Origin of the sequence: Hanstruepera ponticola, assembly GCF_012931685.1 — a bacterium.
GTDB classification, from domain to species: Bacteria; Bacteroidota; Bacteroidia; order Flavobacteriales; family Flavobacteriaceae; genus Hanstruepera; species Hanstruepera ponticola.
In genome coordinates this window covers 281,569-300,769 of record NZ_JABANC010000003.1, presented here as the reverse complement: position 1 = coordinate 300,769, position 19,201 = coordinate 281,569, and the positions used below count along the sequence as shown (strand labels likewise).

20 protein-coding genes are annotated in these 19,201 nt (G+C 31.8%); 11 read left to right on the top strand and 9 right to left on the bottom strand.

What is annotated here, in order from left to right:
* Positions 1-72: 72 nt before the first annotated feature.
* From aroC to HGK31_RS10140, 7 genes are all read left to right on the top strand, one after another.
* Entirely contained in the window at positions 73-1,131 is a 1,059-nt protein-coding gene (aroC, locus tag HGK31_RS10170; RefSeq protein WP_191859647.1) for a chorismate synthase, read from the top strand.
* 130 nt (positions 1,132-1,261) lie between these two features.
* On the top strand, positions 1,262-2,029 hold the full coding sequence (locus HGK31_RS10165; protein WP_191859646.1) for a phosphatase PAP2 family protein: 768 nt from the start codon (positions 1,262-1,264) through the stop codon (positions 2,027-2,029).
* Between the two features lie 180 nt (positions 2,030-2,209).
* Positions 2,210-3,535 carry a dicarboxylate/amino acid:cation symporter gene (locus HGK31_RS10160; RefSeq protein WP_191859645.1) on the top strand — a complete coding sequence of 442 codons (1,326 nt, stop codon included), beginning with the start codon at positions 2,210-2,212 and terminating at the stop codon, positions 3,533-3,535.
* A 46-nt stretch (positions 3,536-3,581) separates the two neighbouring features.
* A complete protein-coding gene (gene gshB, locus HGK31_RS10155) occupies positions 3,582-4,619 on the top strand; it encodes a glutathione synthase (RefSeq protein WP_191859644.1) in 1,038 nt (345 codons plus the stop codon).
* A gap of 11 nt (positions 4,620-4,630) precedes the next feature.
* Positions 4,631-5,806 (top strand): sulfurtransferase, encoded by a 1,176-nt coding sequence (locus tag HGK31_RS10150; RefSeq protein ID WP_191859643.1) that lies wholly within the window; start codon positions 4,631-4,633, stop codon positions 5,804-5,806.
* Positions 5,803-6,633 carry an N-formylglutamate amidohydrolase gene (locus HGK31_RS10145; RefSeq protein WP_191859642.1) on the top strand — a complete coding sequence of 277 codons (831 nt, stop codon included), beginning with the start codon at positions 5,803-5,805 and terminating at the stop codon, positions 6,631-6,633. Before HGK31_RS10150 ends, HGK31_RS10145 begins: the two co-directional genes overlap by 4 nt.
* The gene (locus HGK31_RS10140) at positions 6,634-7,794 is read left to right on the top strand and encodes a flavohemoglobin expression-modulating QEGLA motif protein (RefSeq protein WP_191859641.1); all 1,161 of its coding nucleotides are present in this window, start codon (positions 6,634-6,636) and stop codon (positions 7,792-7,794) included.
* Between the two features lie 528 nt (positions 7,795-8,322).
* Here the strand turns inward: HGK31_RS10140 and HGK31_RS10135 are convergent.
* From HGK31_RS10135 to HGK31_RS10120, 4 genes are all read right to left on the bottom strand, one after another.
* Positions 8,323-8,994 (bottom strand): hypothetical protein, encoded by a 672-nt coding sequence (locus HGK31_RS10135; RefSeq protein WP_191859640.1) that lies wholly within the window; start codon positions 8,992-8,994, stop codon positions 8,323-8,325.
* A 25-nt stretch (positions 8,995-9,019) separates the two neighbouring features.
* Positions 9,020-9,775, bottom strand: a complete 756-nt coding sequence (locus HGK31_RS10130) for a DUF3575 domain-containing protein (RefSeq protein WP_191859639.1) — start codon at positions 9,773-9,775, stop codon at positions 9,020-9,022.
* Between the two features lie 43 nt (positions 9,776-9,818).
* Positions 9,819-10,238 carry a thiol-disulfide oxidoreductase DCC family protein gene (locus HGK31_RS10125; RefSeq protein WP_191859638.1) on the bottom strand — a complete coding sequence of 140 codons (420 nt, stop codon included), beginning with the start codon at positions 10,236-10,238 and terminating at the stop codon, positions 9,819-9,821.
* A gap of 97 nt (positions 10,239-10,335) precedes the next feature.
* The gene (locus HGK31_RS10120; RefSeq protein WP_191859637.1) at positions 10,336-12,504 is read right to left on the bottom strand and encodes an endonuclease MutS2; all 2,169 of its coding nucleotides are present in this window, start codon (positions 12,502-12,504) and stop codon (positions 10,336-10,338) included.
* Positions 12,505-12,630: 126 nt separating this feature from the next.
* Here HGK31_RS10120 and HGK31_RS10115 point away from each other — a divergent pair, with 126 nt between their 5' ends.
* The gene (locus tag HGK31_RS10115; protein ID WP_191859636.1) at positions 12,631-13,602 is read left to right on the top strand and encodes an alpha/beta fold hydrolase; all 972 of its coding nucleotides are present in this window, start codon (positions 12,631-12,633) and stop codon (positions 13,600-13,602) included.
* A gap of 4 nt (positions 13,603-13,606) precedes the next feature.
* Here the strand turns inward: HGK31_RS10115 and HGK31_RS10110 are convergent, their stop codons facing one another.
* The 3 genes from HGK31_RS10110 to HGK31_RS10100 all read right to left on the bottom strand — a co-directional run bounded on the left by HGK31_RS10110 (position 13,607) and on the right by HGK31_RS10100 (position 15,211).
* Positions 13,607-14,395: a TerC family protein gene (locus HGK31_RS10110; RefSeq protein WP_191859635.1), complete on the bottom strand. Its 789-nt coding sequence runs from the start codon at positions 14,393-14,395 to the stop codon at positions 13,607-13,609.
* A gap of 1 nt (position 14,396) precedes the next feature.
* Positions 14,397-14,768 (bottom strand): DNA topoisomerase IV, encoded by a 372-nt coding sequence (locus tag HGK31_RS10105; RefSeq protein ID WP_104733688.1) that lies wholly within the window; start codon positions 14,766-14,768, stop codon positions 14,397-14,399.
* 77 nt (positions 14,769-14,845) lie between these two features.
* Positions 14,846-15,211 (bottom strand): helix-turn-helix domain-containing protein, encoded by a 366-nt coding sequence (locus HGK31_RS10100; protein WP_191859634.1) that lies wholly within the window; start codon positions 15,209-15,211, stop codon positions 14,846-14,848.
* Positions 15,212-15,503: 292 nt separating this feature from the next.
* Here HGK31_RS10100 and HGK31_RS10095 point away from each other — a divergent pair, with 292 nt between their 5' ends.
* The 3 genes from HGK31_RS10095 to HGK31_RS10085 all read left to right on the top strand — a co-directional run bounded on the left by HGK31_RS10095 (position 15,504) and on the right by HGK31_RS10085 (position 17,743).
* Positions 15,504-16,667: a M14 family metallopeptidase gene (locus tag HGK31_RS10095; protein ID WP_191859633.1), complete on the top strand. Its 1,164-nt coding sequence runs from the start codon at positions 15,504-15,506 to the stop codon at positions 16,665-16,667.
* 65 nt (positions 16,668-16,732) lie between these two features.
* The gene (locus HGK31_RS10090) at positions 16,733-17,212 is read left to right on the top strand and encodes an Lrp/AsnC family transcriptional regulator (protein ID WP_104733691.1); all 480 of its coding nucleotides are present in this window, start codon (positions 16,733-16,735) and stop codon (positions 17,210-17,212) included.
* A gap of 9 nt (positions 17,213-17,221) precedes the next feature.
* Positions 17,222-17,743, top strand: coding sequence for a DinB family protein (locus HGK31_RS10085; RefSeq protein ID WP_191859632.1), 522 nt, complete (start codon positions 17,222-17,224; stop codon positions 17,741-17,743).
* A 2-nt stretch (positions 17,744-17,745) separates the two neighbouring features.
* Here HGK31_RS10085 and HGK31_RS10080 read toward each other — a convergent pair whose 3' ends face one another.
* Together HGK31_RS10080 and aroB are read right to left on the bottom strand one after the other, a co-directional pair.
* Complete coding sequence (locus HGK31_RS10080; protein ID WP_104733693.1) at positions 17,746-18,045, bottom strand: hypothetical protein; 300 nt, start codon at positions 18,043-18,045, stop codon at positions 17,746-17,748.
* An 81-nt stretch (positions 18,046-18,126) separates the two neighbouring features.
* A complete protein-coding gene (gene aroB, locus HGK31_RS10075) occupies positions 18,127-19,194 on the bottom strand; it encodes a 3-dehydroquinate synthase (protein ID WP_191859631.1) in 1,068 nt (355 codons plus the stop codon).
* Positions 19,195-19,201 lie beyond the last annotated feature (7 nt).

The following is a 19,201-nucleotide window of genomic DNA, read 5'->3' as shown; positions in this document are numbered from 1 at the left end:
ATCAGAACCGATGACAGCATTCTATTTTTGTTTCTCTAATATTACAATTACTTTAGCAGTAAAATATTGAATATGGCGGGAAATAGCTTTGGTAACATTTTTAAATTAACCACTTTTGGAGAATCACATGGTAAAGCAATTGGAGGGATTATTGATGGTTGCCCTTCAGGTGTAAAAGTTGATTTAGAAGCTATTCAACAGGAATTAAATAGACGTAAACCTGGCCAGTCTGAAATAGTAACACAGCGAAAAGAACCTGATACAGTTGAGTTTTTATCTGGTATCTTTGAAGGAACTACTACAGGAACATCCATTGGATTCATAATAAAAAACACCAATCAAAAGTCAAAAGATTACTCACATATAAAAGATGTTTATAGACCAAGCCATGCCGATTTTACTTACGAAAAGAAATATGGAATTCGTGATTATAGAGGAGGAGGTCGAAGTTCGGCTCGTGAGACAGCGTGTCGTGTGGTTGCTGGAGCATTAGCAAAACAAATAATTCCAGAAATAAAAATTAATGCTTACACCTCTTCTGTAGGTGATATTTTTTTAGAAAAACCTTATCAATCGTTAAACTTTGCTGATATAGAAAGTAATGCAGTGCGATGCCCTCATAAAGAGACAGCTCATGCTATGATTGAAAAAATAAAAGCTATCAGAAAGGAAGGTGATACCATAGGTGGAACAGTAACCTGTGTACTTCAAAATGTTCCGATTGGACTTGGTGAACCTGTTTTTGATAAATTACACGCTGAATTAGGAAAGGCCATGTTGTCAATAAACGCAGTAAAAGGTTTTGAATATGGTAGTGGATTTTGTGGTGCCAGAATGAAAGGTAGTGAACATAATGATTTGTTCAACGACGACGGAACAACAACTACAAACTTGTCAGGTGGCATTCAGGGTGGTATTAGTAATGGTATGGATATTTACTTTCGCGTGGCTTTTAAGCCTGTTGCCACTATTATTCAAAAGCAAAACACACTGGATAATTCAGGTAGTATTGTTGAAATGCAAGGAAAAGGTCGTCATGATCCTTGTGTGGTTCCAAGAGCTGTGCCTATTGTTGAAGCAATGGCAGCATTAGTTTTAGCGGACTTTTATCTGATTAATAAAATTTATTGAGATACCAGTATGTTATTATTCAGAGTTAGAGCTTAAAATTTCATTTCCCATATTTATTTTCAGTGATTGAGCACAAATAATTTATGAAGTGCCATTAAATTTAGCATGGATTTCAAAATAGTTTTGTTTTATGTTCGAACTTCTAATAACATTTGTCAAAAAATTAAGAGATTCCTTAAGAGATAAATTACGGGTTTACAACGTGACATTGCCTTATTTTATTATCGTTTTATTGGCACTGATGTTCATTGTTTTTGGTATAAACTTTTTTATAGAATTCACTGAAACATTAATTGATGACGAGTTAGTGGGCTTTGATAATTCCGTGACTGATTTTGTTTTATCTTATCGCTCACCAGCATTTACCAGTTATTTTAAATTTGTTACTGACCTTGGTGATGTGGAGGGTTATATAGCTGTTACGGTTATAGGAGCTATCATTTCTAAAGTTGTTTTAAAAAAATGGAAATACATTTTGCAAATAGGAATTGTTATGATTATTTCTGCGCTGTCAAACCTAGTCCTTAAGCGTGTTTTTAACAGAGCACGTCCAACTATTGAGCAGTTGGTAACTGCCGAAAGCTTAAGTTACCCAAGTGGTCATGCTATGGCTGCTATGTCCTTTTATGGGTTTGTAATCTATCTTTTTTATAAAATGAAAATGAACAGGTTCCTGAAATATACAGGTATGATTATTTTTGCTTTTTTGATATTAAGTATTGGTGTTAGCAGAATCTATTTAGGAGTGCATTACCCATCAGATATTGTCGCCGGATTTATTGCAGGTGCTGTATGGGTGGTTTTCTGTATTATTGTTTTTAATTTAATTGAGGTATTTAGAAGGGATCCCAATACGGAAGCAATTGATGATCATGACGATATTTATGATGAGGAATAGTTGTTTCTAAATTTTAATTATATAATTCCATTTAATCTGAAATTTCATAATAATATTAAACATCCAAAAAATTATGTTTCTGATTAATTGTACGAGGTCAAAAAAACTTATATTGACAACTGAATATTTTTGTAAAATTTTAATTATAAAATTTCTCTTTAGGAGATTGGCAGACGTTATATGAAAAAAATAGCACTACACTGGAAAATAATCATAGGTATGGTTTTAGGTGTCATCTTTGGATTTATCATGAATTCGGTTGATGGCGGTAAAGGATTCGTAACTGATTGGATTGCACCTTTCGGAACCATATTCATTAATTTATTAAAGCTTATCGCAGTACCATTAATACTAGCCTCACTAATCAAAGGTATTTCGGACTTAAAGGATATTTCCAAAATTAAATCTATGGGATTGAGAACTATCTTGATTTATGTAGGAACTACTCTTGTTGCAATAGTCATAGGATTGTCAATTGTGAATACCTTAAAGCCTGGAACAGGTATGTCTCAAGATACCATTGAGAAAATAAAACTAAAGTATGAAAATGATGCTGGCGTAACCGATAAACTAACAAAGGCATCAGCACAACATGATGCAGGTCCGTTACAAGCATTAGTTGATATATTTCCAAGTAACATTTTTACAGCTTTAGGTGAAGCGCAAATGCTTCAGGTTATCTTTTTTGCTCTGTTTGTTGGTATTTGTTTGTTATTGATACCAGAAAAAGATGCAAAACCATTGGTTAAGTTTTTCAATTCCTTAAATGAGGTAGTTATGAAAATGGTAGATTTAATAATGCTATTTGCTCCTTATGCGGTTTTTGCATTGATGGCAAATGTGATTATTGCTTTTGATGATACTGAAATTTTACTTAAATTATTGAATTATGCATTGTGCGTCGTTGCAGGTTTAGCACTAATGATTGTTTTCTATCTGATTTTAATAAAATCATTTACTGGAAAATCACCTCTTTGGTTTTTAAATAAAATATCACCTGCACAATTATTAGCTTTTTCAACGAGTTCTAGTGCCGCGACGTTACCAGTAACTATGGAACGTGTTGAAGAACATATTGGAGTAGATAAGGAGGTTTCTGGTTTTGTATTACCAGTTGGAGCGACTGTAAACATGGATGGCACCAGCTTGTATCAAGGTATTGCTGCTGTTTTTATTATGCAAGTAATTTGGCCCGAAGGTTTAACTTTTACTAATCAGTTGGTTATTATTGCAACAGCCTTGTTAGCGTCTATAGGTAGTGCAGCTGTGCCAAGTGCGGGAATGGTTATGTTGGTAATTGTTTTAGAATCCATTGGATTTCCTGCTGAATTATTACCTATTGGCTTGGCTCTAATTTTTGCTGTTGATAGGCCGTTGGATATGTGTAGAACTGTTGTGAATGTAACTGGAGATGCGACAGTCTCTATGTTAGTAGCCAAATCACTGGATAAATTGCATGAGCCAAAACCAAAAAACTGGGATGACAATTATGATAAAGTTAAATAATATTATTAACTTAATTTTTAAGAATAATTAGCCAAAAATAAGAAAGATGAATATTTGCTTTTTAATGTATCCTTGGGAACAAATTGATCCTGAAAATGATACAAGTCTAGCTTTAATAAGAGAGTGTGTCAAGAGAAAACATGGTGTCGCTTTATGCTCTCCTGCAAACCTAACTATTCGAGATAGTGTTACCAATGCGTTTTGTACTGTTGTAGGTAGAATGGATAAAGTTCCTAGTACGTTAAAAGCATTTTATAATAAAGCCAATTTACGAGAAGAAATGCTTCCTTTGGCTGGTTTTGATGCTATATTTTTTAGAGCAAATCCACCATTAGATCCTTTAATGCTGAATTTTTTGGATTCTGTCAAAGATGATGTTTTTATAATTAATTCATTGCAGGGAATGCGTGAGGCCAATAATAAATTATACACGGCTGCTTTTGGTGATGCGCATAGCAACATTATTCCAAACACACATGTTTCTAAAAACAAGAATTATCTTATTAGGCAAATTAAAGAATCTAAAGCCGATAAAATGATACTAAAACCTTTAAATGGATTTGGAGGATCGGGTGTTATATTAATTGAAAAATCGGCAATGAGTAATATTAATTCGCTATTGGATTTTTATATCAATAGTGGAGATGGTACATCAAACTATGTTATTCTTCAAGACTACATTGAAGGAGCCGATCAAGGCGATGTTCGTATCTTAATGTTAAATGGCGAGCCAGTTGGTGCTATGAAGCGTGTGCCTGGAAGCGATGATCATCGTTCTAATGTTTCAGCTGGAGGTAGCGTTCAAAAACACTCACTAACCAAGGCAGAAAAGGCTTTGTGTAAACAAATTGGTCCTAAATTGGTCAAAGATGGATTGTATTTTGTTGGTATTGACGTCATTGGTGGGAAATTGGTTGAGGTAAATGTTATGTCACCAGGTGGAATTACATATATCAATAAAGTATATAAAAATAAATTTAAGGTAGAAGAGAAGGTTATTGATTTTCTAGAAAGTAAAGTGCTCGATAATCTTGAAGCATTTAACAGACGTTCTCGTTTGCGAAAAACAGTTGAAGATGCCTAACCCATTAAAGTATGGTAATTACAAAATTCCATAAGCCTATTGTTTCGGTTGAATGGTTACATAAAAATAAAGATGCTACCAATTTAGTGATACTCGACGCATCTATTCCAAAAGTTACCGAAAATACAAATAGCACTAATGATTTATGCATTCCAAAAGCACGTTTTTTTGATTTAAAGAATAAGTTTAGCAATACAGCTGCATCATTTCCAACAACGTATCCAACGCAAGATCAATTTGAAAGCGAAGCCAGGAATTTAGGTATTAACAATAATAGCTTCCTTGTAATTTATGATGATAAGGGTATTTATTCAAGCCCAAGAGCTTGGTGGTTGTTTAAATCTTTTGGTTTTGAAAATGTGGCAGTTTTAGATGGAGGTTTACCTGCATGGATTGAAGCATTTTATCCATTAAGTAAAAAAGAAGTATATCAAGGAGCAATTGGAAATTTCACAGCTAAAAAAAATCAAGATTGTATGTGTTTTTTTGATGATGTTCAGAAAATAGTAAAAAACAGAACACACCAAGTTATTGATGCACGCTCTCAAGCAAGATTTATGGGTCAGGAGCCAGAGCCTCGAGAAGGTTTGCGTAGTGGAACCATTCCAAACTCAAAAAACATACCGTTTCAAAATTTATTAGTCAATGGCCGTTTGAAATCTGAAAATGAGATTCGTGATATTTTTCAAGAAGTTTTAGAAGATGATAAACCCATGGTCTTTTCATGTGGTTCAGGTATTACGGCTTGTGTGTTGGCTCTAGGGGCAGAATTAACTGGTTATAAAAATATGTCTGTTTATGATGGTTCATGGACTGAATATGGAAGTTTAATTAATAATAATGATATGGATGCTGTTCAAAATTGGTCAAAAAAAGAATTAGTAGCTTACATTTTGTTTTATGCGGCAAATTCAAATTTGTCTGAAACAAATAAAGAGCGCAACGTTATTTTATCTAAAGTTGATATGAATACGTTCCAAATGGTTTATGATGAGTTTAAAGCGGATAATGATTATCAATGTATCCAAAAAATTATTCAAGGTATGGAAACCCATGAATATTCAAGATCAGATTTAAATCAACTGTTTGTAGATATTAAAGTGTTATTTTTTGCAGATGGCGAATTTGATCAAGTGGAACATGTGGTGTTTAACTGGTTAAAACGCATTATAAACGAAGCAGCATGATAAAATTGTCAGTTGACCAAATAATTAAAAAAATAGAAGCTGAAGAGACTTTTCATGCAGTTTCAGATGATTATAGTTTTACCATAAAAATTGATAGTTATGTGCATTACGTTTGTGGTGCAGTTCATGACGGTCATCAGTTTCGAAAAGAATTATGGGATAATTGTTTACATACCGAATACGAAAGATGGTATGAAGAAGACCCTGAAACAAAAAACATGATACAATCGCACCCAATAGTGATAGCTGGTTGTGATTCTCGATTTGAATATGACTTAAATCGTTTCCCAGAAGATGCGGTATTTGATACAGCATGGGGAAAGCAATTGTGGAAAAAGCCTTTAGATTTAGATAAGAAACAAAGGAGTTTAAACAAGCATAATAATTTTTATAAAGTAGTTCATGCTTTAATTTCTAAAATTGAAGAAAAGCACAGTGTATGTATAGTTTATGACATGCACAGTTATAATTGGCAACGTTGGGATAGGGAAGTACCCACTTGGAATTTAGGAACTAGCAATGTAGATAACAATCGATTTGGAAGCATTATTGAATCTTGGAGGCAGAGCCTTGAGCAAATAATTTTGCCTAATGGTATTGAGTCAACAGCGAAAATTAACGATACATTTTATGGTAATGGATATTTCTTAAGATATATAACTAATACTTTTAAAAATACGTTAGTTTTGGCAACTGAAATTGCTAAAGTGTATTGTGATGAGTATAAGCAGATTATTTATCCAGAGGTTGTCACTGCAGTAGAAGATGCTCTGAAAAGCGAATTACCACAACATGCACATGAATTCTATAAAACATTTTCAAAATAAATGGTTTCTGAAAAGCAAATAAATAAATACCAAGACTTATTTGATATAGACTCTAACCTTAATCGGTTGGTAAAAAAAATAGAATTACTCAATTATATCAACCCGCTTAATATTGAGAATGAAAAGAAACAGTTTTATGCTTCAAAGTTTAATTATGAACCAAATTTTAATTATCCGAAGTTAAAATTTAATGGCTATAAACTTCATAGATTATTCTTTTCACAGCGATTAGAACGTATTGAAGACAATGATATTCGTAATCTATATGAAGACATTATTTATGAATACTCAGGGCTTATTGAATGCATTGAAACTATTAATCAAAGCAGGAAGTTTTATTACAATAGTTTAAAGAGTTTTGGAACACCAACAGAGAGAGATCTTGACAACGCCAAATTTATTTTGCGCTTTGATGATGGTGATTTTGATCAAGATATGCTACCACTTTTTAATGCTCAAGATGCTAAAGCCTATTTTGAAGAGTTTTCAAAACGTTATGATTTTGAATACCATATTAAATTTTCAACAAATATTTCAGCTGCAGCAATGGTTCAGAATCATGCTAAAACTTTAGTGTTAAGGAAAAATCATAAGTTTAGTAAAAACCAGTTACAGGTTCTAGCCAATCATGAGATTGGTGTGCATTTGGTTACAACTTTCAATGCGATTAATCAGCCATTACATATTTTCTCAAATGGATTCCCTAATAATGTTGAAACACAAGAAGGTTTAGCGGTATATTCTGAATATATGTCTGGTTGTTTGACACTAACACGATTGAAAGAGTTGTCATATCGTGTTATAGCAGTAGATAGTTTGATAAAAGGCTATAGTTTTTCAGACACTTTTGATTTGCTGTATAGTCAATATAAGTTAGATCGCGACAAAGCCTTTGCAATCACTTTGCGTGTGCATAGAGGTGGTGGCTTTACAAAAGATCATTTATATCTGTCAGGTTTGAAGAAAGTTTATAATTATGCTAAAAAGGGAAAAGACTTAAATCCATTACTAACTGGCAAAGTGTCTTTAGAATATTTACATACCATTAACAAATTACAAAAAATAGGCTTGGCATCCACCTCGAAGTATTATACTGATTCTTATATCAATAAAGAGCATATCAACAAGAATTTAGACTTTATTTTAAAGAGTTTAAAATAAAAACCTCGAAGTGAATTGGGTTTTTAGTTTACACACTAAACTCATAGTGTGGGTAGACATTGCACAACTACAAGAACTTGATTCATTCCTGATTAACTGAAATCAGGGTCAAATTAACTATTTCACTTCAAGGCTTTCATCATTAGAATAAAATTACCTTGACAATACCTAAAATGAAAGAATAATTGAGTGAATGGCTAGTTTGAATAAGTCAAGCGTGGATATGAGAAAGTTAATTAATCTGATACTTTTTAATTGAGATGATGTAACTAGTTAAAAATGAAATAATTAGTATTTCATGGATGTTTTTTGCAAAAAAAAATGACTAAACAATTAATTTCATCATTTCATCGAGAATTTATGAGGTTTTTGATAAGTATTTGTAGATTTAAATATCAAAATAAGAGTGCTAAATACCTAAATATCAGCACTATTTTTTGTTTGTTTAATTTTTTTGGTTAGTTAAGTTATGAAAAAGGTCTTGAAATATTTCAAGACCTTTTTCTATTTTATTATGGGTGTGTCAGACTATTTTTTTAATGCTTCAGTTATTTTTTTTGTGTATTCTACTGCATTTTTATGTACATCTTGAGGATCCTCAATTTGAGTGGTAACAACTACTGCTAATTGTTTACCGTCATCTTGATTTAAATCATAAGCTACTGTTTCCAAAATATATGTCTTTACAGTATAGGTAGTTGATGATCTTGGGACATATGAACCGTAAGTGGAATAAGATAAAGGGTTATAATAATAACCGTAGAAACCACCATAATAAGATGGGTAATATGAAGGAAAATAGGTAGCACCAGCGTAATAACCACCATCTTCAGTAGTTCGTGTACTTTCTTGATAGTCTTTTATTACTGTTAAAACGATTCCGTCGTATCCTTCATTGTCTAAAAACTGTTGAAAATTTTTCTTTTGTTCTTCTGTTAATTCTTGATCATGACTCATGTTTGGTAACTCCCTAAAACTTTCAGTAGCTTTCATACCACTTTCTCTTAATTGATTTGAAATTTCTTGTTCAAATGCAATTCTAGCTTGTTTATTATCAGTTCTTGCAATTACTAAGAAGTTGTTGTCTTTTATTTCATCAACTGAATCTGACTTCCAGGAGGTTAATACTTTTACTCCAGAGCAGCTGGAGAAGGTGATTATTACCAATAAAATTGAAATTGAATTTAGTACTTTTTTCATTTGTATTTTTTATGATTAATATTTGTTAAAATGTATAGCCTAATGCGATTCCATAACGAAATGAAAACGCAGAAAATTTTGATCTAGAATCAACTTTAGAAAATCTAAAGTCGGAATTAATAAAGTCTAACACACTATACTCTTCAAGTGCCTCATTTAAATTATTATAAAACTCATCAGGTAAGTCTTTTTTGTTAATTATTCTAAAGTTATAGTCACCAGCCCCAGGGCCAGCAATAATGAAATCAATATTAAAACGCTTTGTGATAGGTAGCTTGTAGCCAATCATAAGTCCTGTTGATGCGATATTTAACTTTGCCTCAAATTCAACCTGGTATGGCGTATTATCAGTTGCGGTATACTTGCCTGTTAAATCAGATGTATATTGAGAAAATTTAAAATAAAGACCTAAATAAAACCCGTTTAAGTTGCCCTTTGATGTGTTTTTTAAATAATAACGAATTTCAGGAATAATTTGATAGCCAGTATAAAATAAATCATTTGTTTCAAGTCTTCCGCCATTAGGACCAGTATAATCTAGGCCAGAGAAATTAACAAGACCTTCTTTACCCTTATAACCAACGGCCAAAGCAGCTGAAAAATTGTTCCAAATGTAACGTTCGTAAGAAATTTGATAAACACCGTTTACCAATTGTAATGCCTCAAAAGAAATTTCATTTTTAACAACTCTTTTTTCTTTTTCTTCATTTTCTAATTCTTGAGAAAAAGCTGTGTTGGTAATAAAAACCAACAATACAATAAAGGAGAGTAGATTTTTCATAATTATTTTGATTGGTGAGGTAAAATTACGAATATAATTGAAGCTAATTTAAAAATTTTGATTTTAATTCAGGCGTTGGAATCATGCATTCACTTTTTTTTCCAAACCATTTATATCTGTTACGTGCAATAAGGTCATAAAACCAATTTCTTATAATTGGCGGAACAATTAAAAAGATGCTTGCTAAATTTATGGGAAACCCTAAATAATACGCTATTTTAAGAGCTGCGGTAGATTTGTAATCTATTCCTGTTTTTTCAGTATATAATATAATAGAATCTGTTTTGGTCGTATCTATTTTAAAATGAGAAATTATTTCTTGGCCTATTTTACTTTGTAATGGAGCAAATAAAAAGATGTCTTTCTTGTCATGGTTTATTACAAACTGAATGCTTGAATTGCATAAATTGCAAACGCCATCAAATAATATCAATTTCTTTTCCCTTGGAATTAACTCTAGCATACTACAAAAATAAGCTATCTCATACTATTGAATAAATAAAAGAGATTAAAATAATCTATGGTAGTATAATAATTAATTGAACGCAATTTGAATGTTATTATTTCTTGGATTCTACTAATTCCAGTTGCTCAATACTGACATTAGTAGTAAATAAGCCATAGTTTACAATAGCTTTATTTTTTTCAATTTTATCAATACTTCCAACTGCTCGACCATCTTCTAGTCGAACGCGATCACCAACTTTTAAAGTAGGTTTTGGTTTAGGAGGTTTTAGAGCTTCTTTTTTCTTGGCTTCCTTTTTTTTCTTTCTAATAACGTTAACTTTCTTTTCTGCTTCTTGTTTAATCTTTTGAGCTTTGACTTTCTCTACTTTTTGTTGTTTGGCAGAAACTTTTTTACGCTTAGAATTTTCTATTTGTACCAATTTGAAAAGTTCATTCATCAACTCCCGTTTTTGTTTGTTGTTGAAATAATTTTCTGCCAAATCATTAACCTTTTGTCCTAAATAGATGAGGCGTTGATTACTGTCGTAAAGTTCTTGATAGCTTTCGAGTTTTTTTTGAATTTTTAAATTGATCTCCTCTAGTTTTTCAGCTTCATCCAGTTTTTTACGTTCATTGAGTTTAAGGGATTGCTCGGTTTTTTCGAGTTTTGAGCGTTCCTTTTGAAGTTTAGCAATTGTTTGGTCAAAACGTACCTTGCCACGTTCAATTTTCTTTTTAGCACGATTAATTAAGCTATAAGGAATACCGTTTTTTTGTGCCACTTCAAAAGTAAAAGAACTTCCTGCTTGACCCAAAGCAAGTTTAAAAATGGGTTCCAGCGTTTTTTCGTCAAACATCATATTGGCATTTTGCATATCTGGTAGCTCATTTGCCAACATTTTTAAATTAGCATAATGCGTGGTGATAATTCCAAAAGCTTCACGGTTATAAAATTCTTCTAAAAATGTTTCAGCCAAAGCACCTCCTAATTCAGGATCACTACCAGTTCCAAACTCATCAATTAAAAACAAGGTATTTTTGTTGCACTTTTTTAAAAAGTAGTTCATTTGTTTTAAGCGATAGCTATATGTGCTCAAATGGTTTTCAATAGATTGATTATCACCAATGTCAGAAATCACCCGATCAAATAAAAATACTTCACTGCGTTCATGAACAGGAATTAATAATCCCGATTGCAACATAACCTGTAATAAACCCACAGTTTTTAAAGTGATGCTTTTTCCACCAGCATTTGGGCCAGAAATAACAATGATTCTATTGTTTTCTTTAAGCTCAATAGATTGCGGATAGGTTTTTTCCTTTTTCTTTTTGTTGCTTAAAAATAATAAGGGATGATAGGCATCACGAAGATGAAGTATCCTATTTTCTGTAATTTCTGGTAAAATGGCATTTAAGGATTTGGCATATTTTGCTTTTGCCGAAATGACATCTAACTCAGTTAGGTAATCTTGATAACTAGCCAATAAACCTCTGTGTGGGCGAATAAAGTCAGTAAGTTGTTTCAAAATACGAATGACTTCTTCATTTTCTTCGTATTCTAAATTATTGAGTTCGCGCGTGTGTTGGAGCGTTGTTTCTGGTTCTATATATACAATACTTCCGGTTTTACTTCCTCCCATAATGGCGCCTTTTACCTTGCGCCTGTACATAGCTTTCACTGCCAAAACCCTTTTGTTATCCACGACCGATTCGCGAATATCGTCTAGATATTCTAGATTGTGATAGGTGTTTAATGCAGAGGTGAAACTTTGATTTATTCTAGCTTTCAGCTTATTTATTTGCTGTCTTAAATCATTAAGATGCGGAGAAGCACTATCCTTGACATCACTAAATCGATCTACAACGTTGTCTATTTCTTCAATGATAACTTTAGTCACTTCAATATTGGAAGCGTAATCATTAAGTTTAGGATAGTACTCGTGAAATTTTTTGAGAAAGCGTAAAATATCATTCGTAGTCAACGATATGGAAACTATTTTTTTTAAGGCATGTGTCTCTAGATAAGTGTTCTCAATTTTCAGTAATTGTAATTCCTTGGTTATTGGCTCAAAACCATGGTTTGGTATTCTGTTCTCATTGTAAAATGATGATAAGTATTCATTGGTTAGGCCTAGTGCAAGAACAACTTGATCCTTATTCTTGTAAGGTGTTAAGTTTAAGCTCATTTCATGGCCTAATGCAGTAATGCATAATTCGCTTACTTGCTCTAAAACAGCAGCAAATTCCAAATCCTGAAGTGTTTTCTTATGAATGTTTATCATAGCAATTTTCAGTTAAATACCGCCAAGTATTTAATAGTTATCGCAAATTTAGCATAAGTTAAAAGAATGTGTTAATGATTAAAAAGAAACTTTTTTATTTGTGTAAATTTGATGAAAATTTTTAGAATGACTAGAAACAGTGTTTTATTGTTATTTGCAGCGTTATTGGTTTTTATAGGTTGTAACGATGATTATTCAAAGTATAAAAAGGAGCCAGATTATATATCTAATCCTGACTTTGAGCAAAAAGCATATTTTGAGGCATATAATGAATCCTTGAAATTATGGAAAACACCGTTTGAGGAACTTTATGTGCCTACAAACTATGGCACTGCTCATGTTGTGGTTTCAGGCCCAGAAGACGGTATGCCAGTTGTCTTGTTGCATGGTATGAATGCTAGCTCTACCATGTGGTATGCAAATATTGAAGCTTTGGCTCAAGATTATCGTATTTACGCCATTGATTTTATTTTGGAGCCTGGTAAATCATTTATTGAAAAAGAAATGAAGTCAACCGACGATATTGCATTATGGTACCATGAGGTTTTCGCGAAGTTGAAACTTGAAAAATTTAATCTTATCGGTGCTTCAAGAGGCGGTTGGTTGGCAACAAAAATTGCCCTTCAAGACCAAAGTCAAATAAATAGTATGATTTTGTTGAGTCCTGCTCAAACATTTATTTGGGTGAGACCAAGCACTGATTTATTGAAAAATATCATCTATGCTTTTTCATCAAAGGAAAAACAAATGCAAGAAACACTAAAAACCATGTCTGTTAATCCAGGGAATGTCAATAAAACATATTTGGATCAATATAGAATTGCAGTTGATAAGGACTCAATAAATAAATTTACTATTGACATGATGCCTTTTTCAAAGCGGGAATTACAAAGTCTTAAAATGCCAGTTTATGTTTTAATAGGTGATGATGATATGATAAACAATGAAAAAACTGTTCGAATGACCAAAGAGATATTGCCTTACGGAAGGGCAGAGGTTATTAATAATGCAGGGCATTTTTTATCTATTGATCAATCAGAAATCGTGAACAAGAAAATGATACAGTTCTTGGATGAAATGGATGCATTATATGATTAGGTAATCAATTTTTCTTTCTAACAAGTTTGTAATTAAGAAACTCAACAAATAAAGAAAAAGCGATTGCAAAGTAGAGGTATCCTTTAGGAATGGCTCCAACTGTTTTGTCGAAAAACTTGGTTTCTGACAAGTGAGCAGCTTCTGTAATTAGCATAAAACCAATAAGTATTAAAAATGCTAAACCTAACATTTGAATACTTGGGTGTGTCTCGATAAATTTTCTAATGGGGTTTGCAAAAGCTATCATAATGATTATTGAAATAACGACGGCAATAATCATAAGTACCAAATTGTAATTGTGGTTTTCGTGCAACCCATTTGTCATGCCTACTGCAGTAAGAATTGAATCAATTGAAAAAATAAAATCTATTAGCAAAATTTGGGTAATCGCGTTTGATAATGATGTGATTTTAGACTGTTTTATTCTACTTTCATCATGGTCTGGCATTTCTACTTTTTCACGTATTTCTGATGTACTCTTGTAAATTAAAAACAGCCCTCCAGCAAATAATATGATAGCTTGCCAACTTATAGCAATTTCCAACCAAGATAGTTCAATCTTATAAAAAGGTTCCTTTAAACCAATTAGAAAAGAGACAAAAAATAGCAGAACTATACGTTGTACCATGGCCAAAACCAGTCCTATATTAGTGGCTTTTGCGCGTTGGTTTTCAGGTAATTTATTAGCAGCTATTGATATAAAAACAATATTGTCAATTCCCAATATGATTTCTAAAAAAGTTAAAGTTAATAATGCTATAATGGCATCACTTGTCAACAGAAAGTCCAGCATATTAGTTCAATTTTATTGCGACACCTTTTTGTTTTATTTTATCACCCACATATGAATATTCAAATGTATAGCTTGAATCAGTGGTTGTTAATATTTTTAAATGGATATCTTTTTTTTCAACTCTATTTTTTGGGTTGATTGTTTTAAAAATAGCCTCACAGTCATTAATCCAACGTACTTGAGAAGAATCGACTTTATTGTTATACGTTTCTATTTGGAGTGTTTTGGTTCTGGTAAATGACGATACATAAAGTGAGTCGTTAATATTGACTTCACTTTTAAAAGTTCCTAATTGATAATCTTGACAATTGCGTTCTATCTGATAACAGCCAGTTAAACTCAATAATAATAAAAAGTAATAAAGGGGTTTCATTTAAAATATTTTCACAAAATTACAAAACTATCAATTGGAATAACTAATAAGAAATCATTTAATAATTAAATATAGAATCAAAAGTTAGTGAAATTTTTAAAAGTACCATCTTTAAAAAAAATGACAATGCGTTCAATATCTTGGTCGCTTGTGATTTGTTTTTGAAAAGAATTTTGATGTTCGCTACTTTCATTTTTTGAAATAGTAGGTTCTACCATTTTTGGAAAATTTCCTTTTCCGTTTAAAAGCCAATACAATTCTACTTCAGGATAGGAGGATAAAACTTTCATAACAAAATCTAAACTTGGTTTATTTCTACCAGAAAGAATATGTGAAATGCTTGATCGTTGTACGCCAATTTTTTCTGCAAAAGACGATGCGGTTTCACCATAAAAATCAATTACTTTTTCTAGTCTTTTTGAAAAATCTCTACTGTTTATCATTGTAAACTTAAATTTGTGGCTTGAGGTGTTACAAATGTAATGAAATATTATTTTTAGTAGCTATAATTAGCAATAATATGTGTTTTATATATAATTATAAACTTTATATAATGTTTGATAAAAAATTGAATAACAATTATTTATATTCGTTATATTTTTGTTATTGCATTTTCTTTAATTTAATAAGATGCCTGTTTGGTTATTTGTTTAACATTGTATCAATTTTAAAGAAACAGCATGTTTACAATTGTAAAATATCAAATGTTTACCTTTGTGAATATTAAATTTTAATATGCAAGTTAAAAACCTAAAATCACTATTTGATAATCACAAGGAAACGCGTTTATTTCATAGATACATTTGTAATGATCATGTCTTAACTTTAATAAAAGAATTGTCTAATAAGTTTGAAGTTTCAACTATTGGTCATTCAGTAAAAGGAGAAGAAATACATGCTATAAAATTTGGAACCGGGAGTAAACGAATTCTTCTTTGGTCGCAAATGCATGGAAACGAATCTACAACAACTAAAGCGCTTTTTGATTTACTGAACACGTTGAGCGCTAATGACGATTTATTCAATTCTGTTGGAACTTCGTGTACCATTACTATAATTCCTATACTAAACCCAGATGGTGCAAGAGCTTACACGCGAGTAAATGCTAACGAAGTTGATTTGAACAGGGATGCTCAAGATTTAACGCAGCCAGAGTCTCGTATCTTGAAATCAGTTTATGATGATTTCATGCCGCATTATTGTTTTAATTTGCACGGGCAACGTACTATTTTTGGGGTAGGTGCAACCAATAAATCAGCAACCGTTTCTTTTTTGGCACCTTCAGAAGATGAAGAACGTTCTATTACAGATACGAGAAAGAAAGCCATGGAGATTATTTCATTTTTGAATACTATTTTGCAGAATCAGATTCCAGGTCAGGTTGGAATTTATGACGATTCCTTTAACATTAACTGTGTGGGCGATACTTTTCAGAGTTTAGGATCTGTAACCGTATTGTTTGAAGCTGGTCATTTTAAAGATGATTATTCAAGAGAAACAACAAGATTCTTTATCTATCAATCGTTGTTATTAGCTATTGATTACATTTTCAATAACACTATATCAGGCGAGGGTTTTGAGCCATATTTAAACATTCCAAATAACGAAAAATCGTTTTTTGATATAATCATTAGAAATGCTTCGGTATTCAAAGATGAAAAATTTGAAATAGTAGATATCGGAATACAGTATAAGGAAATTTTGTCTGAAGGAAATGTGTTGTTTGTACCGAAAATTGAAAAAATTGAAAGGCTAAATGGATTTTATGGACATCGGGAACTAGATGCCAAAGAACATAAGGTGTTAACAAACGATTTTCAGCCTATTTATTTGAATTACGAAAACGATTTCGTTTTTATAAATAATGAAAAATATTCATTAAAATTAATAAATACTTGATTTTTGATGGAGAATATCTAACAATAATGTACTATTTTTGATTTTTATTTAATTAAATTGTAAAAATGGCTAAATTCAAGTTGGATGATGTTGATCATCAAATTCTAGATATGTTAATTGATAATACGCGTGTTCCATTCACAGATATTGCTAAAAAATTAGTGATTTCTGCTGGTACTGTTCATGTACGCGTTAAGAAAATGGAAGAAGCAGGAATAATCAAAGGATCTTCACTTACTTTAGATTATAAAAAACTTGGTTATTCTTTTATTGCATACGTTGGTGTGTTTCTTCAAAAAACATCTCAAACCAAATTTGTTTTAGAGCGTATTAATGAAATTCCTTACGTTACTGTAGCACATATTACAACAGGCAAATTCAATGTGTTTTGTAAAATAAGGGCTCGGAATACTGAGCATGCAAAAGAAGTGATTTTCATGATAGATGACATTGAAGGCGTTTACAGAACGGAAACTATGATTTCATTGGAAGAGAGCATTAATGACAAAAAACGTTTGATGCATTCTATTTTCAAGCATATGTAATTTCAATACATGACGGTTTTAGATTTAAATACAAACGAGTATCACACATATTACAAAAACTACATTGATTTAGCGATAGGCAATGAGCTTATTAGTGGATTGCAAACTAGTTTAGATAAAACTGTTACTTTTTTGGAGTCCATTCCAGATAACAAGCTTGAATATCGATATGCTGATGGTAAATGGACTATTAAAGAAATTATACAGCACCTAATGGATGCTGAAGTTGTATTTGCTTATCGTGCCTTGCGATTTGCTCGTAATGACAAAACAGAATTACCAGGATTTGATGAGAATTTTTATGCCGAAATGAGTTCAGCTAATAAGAAAACTAAAGCCGATTTATTAAGCAGTTATAGAGCCTTGCGTTTATTTACAATAAATTTATTCAAGAGCTTTGATAGTCAAACATTACAGAATATAGGGACTGCAAGCAACTCTAAAATGTCAGTGAGAGCTTTGGGCTTTGTAATTATTGGTCACGAAACGCATCATTGTAAAGTGATAAAAGAGCGCTACTTGGATAATTAGATTTATTCTTCTTCGTCATCTTCTATTTTAATGTCTTCATTGACCACGATGATATGTCCTAAATCGTTTAACTCCAAATCATCACCAATTTCAAAATTAGTCATGGTATAGTGTAGTTTGCTGCTAACTTTTACTAGATAAATACAGTCTTCGGTTTTTACTTCAACCGCTTCAATGGTTTCATTTTTGTGATTGTCAAAAGTAATGATGTCGTCATCATCATAACCATCGGGAAACTTCTCTGTCAGGAGATTCAAAATTTCAGGAGTAAGCTTTTTGTAATCAACGATAACTCTTTTCATTGTTAAAATAATTAGGTCTTAAGAAATTCCAACAATCTGTTTAATAGCATTTTCTTAAAGTTACAAATTATTTTTTAATAATTAGGCACTGTAATATTCAAAGGCTCTGAAAATTAAATCATTACTTACTTTACAGTTTACTTGAGTTTTTCCGATGTCATGAAGAAGGACAAAGTTAATGTTACCATGTTCATTTTTTTTGTCAAACTTCAAAAGGTCAATAATTGGTAGTATATCTGTGTCTTTAAAATCAATATTCCCGTAGATAGAAATAATCTTATCTTTTATCAAATCACACTTTGTTTTATCAAAGCCTAACAATTCATAGGAAAGATAAGTTGCTAGTATCATACCAATAGCAACAGCTTCACCATGAAGTAAATCCTCTTTTTCTGGATGGCTCAAAAAATACGTTTCAATTGCATGACCTAATGTGTGTCCATAATTAAGTGTTTTCCTTAAATTCTCTTCTTTTGGGTCTTTTTCTACAATTTCTTTTTTAATAAGTACAGATTCATATATCAATTTATCAAGACTGTCAGTTTTTAATGAAAATGACTTGTCAAAATTATCCCAGTAAGCTTGGCTATGAATAAGTCCGTGTTTTAGCATTTCAGCCAAACCAGATCGTAGTTGATTATGTGGTAGCGTATTAAGAAAAGAAGTGTCAATCAATACCATTTCACCAACATTTATAACACCAATCTGATTTTTTAAATGCCCTAAATCAACACCAGTTTTACCGCCAACCGATGCATCGACCATTGCTAATAGTGATGTCGGAACATTAATATAAGAGATACCACGTTTGAAAGTAGAGGCAATAAAGCCGCCAATATCAGTAATCACACCACCACCTAAATTGATAATTAAACTTTTTCTGTCAGCCTCAAGTTCTGAAAGCACATTCCAAACGCCCAAACAGGTGTCAATAGTCTTGTTTTTTTCACCAGATTCAATTTCAATGATTTCAATAGTAACTGTCGTTTCTAATTTTGATAAAAACTGGGGTAAACAATGATTGTGTGTGTTTTCATCTACCAAAATAAAAATTTTGGAGTAACTACAGTTTTTTAAATGTAAATTAACTTGATTGTAACATTCTGAATTAAAATGTATTGCGTAGTCTGTGGTTGTTATGGATTTCATGAAAACT